At 68.1% G+C, this 3,857-nt stretch carries 5 protein-coding genes; 2 read left to right on the top strand and 3 right to left on the bottom strand.

Annotated elements, in window-relative coordinates; all coding sequences use genetic code 11:
* Both QYS60_RS25650 and QYS60_RS25645 read right to left on the bottom strand, forming a co-directional pair.
* Positions 1 to 435, bottom strand: a 435-nt coding sequence (locus QYS60_RS25650; RefSeq protein WP_371384655.1) for a 4-hydroxyphenylacetate 3-hydroxylase N-terminal domain-containing protein, incomplete at its 3' end; no start/stop codon positions are given.
* 31 nt (positions 436 to 466) lie between these two features.
* Positions 467 to 1,039, bottom strand: a complete 573-nt coding sequence (locus QYS60_RS25645; protein WP_371384654.1) for a flavin reductase family protein — start codon at positions 1,037 to 1,039, stop codon at positions 467 to 469.
* Between the two features lie 227 nt (positions 1,040 to 1,266).
* Here QYS60_RS25645 and QYS60_RS25640 point away from each other — a divergent pair, with 227 nt between their 5' ends.
* Entirely contained in the window at positions 1,267 to 2,211 is a 945-nt protein-coding gene (locus QYS60_RS25640) for an AraC family transcriptional regulator (protein ID WP_371384652.1), read from the top strand.
* Positions 2,212 to 2,398: 187 nt separating this feature from the next.
* Positions 2,399 to 3,451: an MBL fold metallo-hydrolase gene (locus tag QYS60_RS25635; RefSeq protein WP_371384650.1), complete on the top strand. Its 1,053-nt coding sequence runs from the start codon at positions 2,399 to 2,401 to the stop codon at positions 3,449 to 3,451.
* Between the two features lie 70 nt (positions 3,452 to 3,521).
* On the opposite strand, the gene QYS60_RS25630 is transcribed toward QYS60_RS25635, so the two are convergent.
* Positions 3,522 to 3,857 (bottom strand): LLM class flavin-dependent oxidoreductase (locus tag QYS60_RS25630; protein ID WP_371384648.1); only part of this gene is annotated, 336 nt, incomplete at its 5' end.

Here is a 3,857-nt window from a genome sequence, read left to right as displayed (position 1 = left end):
GAGGAAGGAGGCCTTGTAGTCGGGGGACCGGCCCATCCAGCCGTACGTCAGTCGCGCCCAGGTGGCGATGGCGTCGCGGTCGGCTCGCAGGTCGTCCGCGGACTTCGGGGTGCGGAAGAACGGCATGGTCACCCCGCCGTTGCCGGTGTCGGTAGGGGCGGTGAGGGTGCCGACATGCTCGCCGGTGTGCAGCGCGTCGTACAAGCGTGCGGTCATGCGGATGGAGTTGCGGAACGCGGGGTGGTTGGTGAAGTCCTTGACACGCTCACCGTGCAGGTAGATCTCGCGGCCGTCGTCGATCGACGCGATGTACTCGTCGCCGGTCATGGGCCGCGTGGCGAAGTTCTTCTGCTGATTGGCCGGGTGGTCTGCGGCGACGTTCACCTTCGACCGGTCGACGGTGCCGGTAGCGGGGGCTGCTTCGGTGATGGTCATGTTCTTCCCTTCGAGAGAGGCGGGAGTGGGATCAGGAGGCAGCGCGGGCGAGCTGCGCAGGCAGTGGAGTGAATGTTGCTGTGGCGTCGAACCATCCGCTGTGCGGATCGTCGAGGCACCCGTTCCACGCGGTCGAGCCGGATCGGTCCCCGAGGTCGTGGAAGGTGCTGCGGAAGAACAGGAGCGGGTCCTTCGCGGCGTCGACAGAGGCGTCGACGATCTCGCCGACGAAGATGACGTGGTCGCCGCCGTCGTACTCGGCCCACGGTCGGCAGAGCAGGGTGGCCGCGTTGCCGGGCAGGGCGGGTGCGATCCCGGTGTCGTCCCATGCCGGCGCGGCCGCCTGCGGCCTGCCGGCGAAATGCAGTGCGGTGGAGAGCTGGTCGGCCGCCAGGATGTTCACGGCGAACGGCGCGTCGCTGAGGTAGCCGCACGCCTTCGACGTCCGCGTCAGCGTCACCTGGCACAGCCTCGGCTCCAGCGAGACGGCAGTGAAGGCGGTGACCGTGGCCCCGTGCGGGGTGCCCTCGGCGTTGGCACACGTGACCACCGTGACCCCGCTGGCGAACTGGCCGAAGATGTTGCGAAGTTCTCGCTGGTCCATGGGGAGACCGCCTTTCTGCACGCTGTGCGGTTGCGGGTCGATCCGGAACGAGGACCAACGTATGACCCGGATCACACCCCGTCGATCCGCGTTGCGAAGGGCCGATCCGCATTGCGAAGCGGGCTCGAATCGACTGGACGGCACGTGACCGTCGTCACAGTACGGTGCTAGCGTGGGGAGTTGCCCACACACCGGCACAGCACCAGTTGGGAGGGTTGGAGGGGCGAATGCGAGCACCGGAGAGCCGCGGCTTCACGGACTGGGACGAAGTGCACGATGTGGTGTCCCAGGCGTACTTCCCGCACCAGCTGACGCTTCTCGGCCGTGGGCCCGCAGCCCGCACGTCACTGGAATCTACCCAGCTCGGCGCCTCGCGGCTGGCGAGGATCGGCTTCGGCGTGGACGTGTCGATCCGCTCCGAGCACCCCGGCGCGTACGGCATCAAAATTCCCCTGACCGGTCACCTCGTCACCGCCGTCGGCCGCGACGAGGTCGTGTCGGCTCCCGGGCTGGCGACGGTCTGCCCGCCCGACACTCCGACCGTCATCACCCGGTGGAGCAGTTCGTGCGAGATCATCGGGTTCAAGATCGACCGCGACTACGTGCAGCGCGAGATGGACCGCCTGCTCCCCCGCCCCGGCAGGCGGCTGCCCGCGCAGCTGGATCTGCGGTCCGGCGCGGGGGCCGACTGGTTGCGCCTGGTGCGTGCGATCGCCGACGAGTCGCTGCGGGACAACGCCCTGCTGCGCAGCGACCAGGTGGCCGAGCAGCTGTGCCGCGCCGTCACGACAGCACTCGTGCTCGCCGCCGCACCGGACGACGGCGACTGCCCGGTCGGAGCACGACCGCGGACCGTCAAGCGGGTGATGGACGCGATCCAGCAGGATCCGGCGCGTCAATGGACCGCCGTAGACATGGCCGAACTCGTCGGCGTCAGTGTCCGTCGCATCCAGCAGGGGTTCCGCGAGTGCGTCGGCATGACACCGATGGAGTACCTCGCCGACGTCCGGCTCGAGCGTGTCCATGCAGATCTGTCCGTGAGCGAGTGCACCGCAACTGTTTCGGATGTCGCGTATCGCTGGGGAATCATGCACACCGGTCGGTTCGCGGCCGCGTACCGGCGCAAGTACGGGGTGAGCCCGTCCGAGACGCTGCGCGGCAGGACCGCCTGATCTGCAGCGCGACTGCGCACCCGATTTCGCTCGGCATCCACTGCGGCCCCGCAGGGCGTTTGACTTTCGTGTGACCCATACCACATCATGATGTACGCATAGTGAATCGTACGTACGCATTGCGTACATCTTGTGGGTGGTGCCGTCGGCGATCCGGACGGCTCGTGCCGAAGACGAAAGGTGAACGATGACGAAGACTGTTCCGCACTCACGTCTCGGCAGGCGAGCAGCGGCGGCCCTCGCGGCGGGCGCGCTCTGCTTCGCGGTCGCGGCCTGTTCGTCGTCCGAGCCCGCCGGCTCCGCGTCCGTCGCGGCGACCGGTGGCGTCTCCGCCGACGACGCCCCGCACCCCGCGGCCGCGCCGGTCGCCGAGGGCGAGATGCGAGTGACGTTGCTGGGCACGGGTAGTCCTGTCCCGAGCACCACCCGCTACGGCATGTCGACCCTGGTTCAGGCGAACGGTCTGAACCTGGTGTTCGACGCCGGTCGCGGCGCGACGGTACGCCTGAACCAGGCGGGCGTTCCGCTCGGGCAGATCGACGGCGTGTTCCTCACCCACTTCCATTCCGATCACGTCAACGGCCTGGACGACCTGTGGCTGACCGGGTTCATTCCCGCCTTCGGCGGTCGCGAGGGCACGTTCGACGTGTACGGACCGACGGGCGTGAAGAACATCACCGACGGGCTGGCCCGGACGTTCCGCAACGACATCGACGTCCGCGTCGCGGACGGCGAGGTCGATCGCACCACCACCACGATCGTCCCGCACGAGTTCGACCGCGACGGAATCGTTTTCGATCGGGACGGGGTGCAGGTCACCATGTTCGAGGTGCGGCACGATCCCGCCGATGCCATCCGTCCGGCGGTGGGGTACCGCGTCGACTACGCCGGGAGGTCGGTCCTGATCAGCGGCGATACCGTGCCGGTGGACAACGTCGTCCGCTACGGCACGGGCGTGGACGTCCTGATCCACGAGGTGGCCGAATTCGAGGATCCCGCGGCTCTGCCGAGCGTCTACGCCCACCACACCAATCCGAGGCAGGCCGGAGAGATCTTCACCGAAACCGCACCGAAGATGGCCGTCTACAGCCACATCGTCAACGGCATCCCCGGCCGCGTACCCGGCGTCACCGACGAGGTCCTGGTCGAGCGTACCCGCGAGACCTACGACGGCCCCCTGACCGTCGGCGCGGACCTGATGAGTTTCACGATCACCGCCGACGACGTCCGCGTCGACTAGGCGTCAGCCGCCGGTGTGCCTTTCGGGCGGCCTTGACCACCCCAAGGGCACACCTGCGGCGTCAGCCGGGTCAGGCCAGCGCACGCAGGCGCGGCGCCAGATCACGCTCGAACAACTCCAGGAACCGCCGCTGATCGTGCCCCGGCGCATGGAACACCAGATGATTCAGCCCGGCCTTCACATAGGCTGCGACCTGCTCGACCGCCTCGTCCGGATCCGACGCCACGATCCACCGCCGGGCGACCTGCTCGATCGGCAACGCATCGGCCGCCGCCTCCATCTCCATCGGATCGTCGATCGAGTGCTTCTGCTCCGCCGACAGCGACAGCGGCGCCCAGAACCGGCAGTTCTCCAACGCCTTCTCCGGATCGGTGTCGTAGGAGATCTTGATCTCGATCATCTTGTC

This window comes from Rhodococcus sp. GXMU-t2271 (assembly GCF_041414735.1).
Taxonomy (GTDB): domain Bacteria; phylum Actinomycetota; class Actinomycetes; order Mycobacteriales; family Mycobacteriaceae; genus Rhodococcus; species Rhodococcus indonesiensis.
The sequence above is the reverse complement of the archived record's forward strand: the minus strand, read 5'-3'. Positions and strand labels throughout refer to the sequence as shown.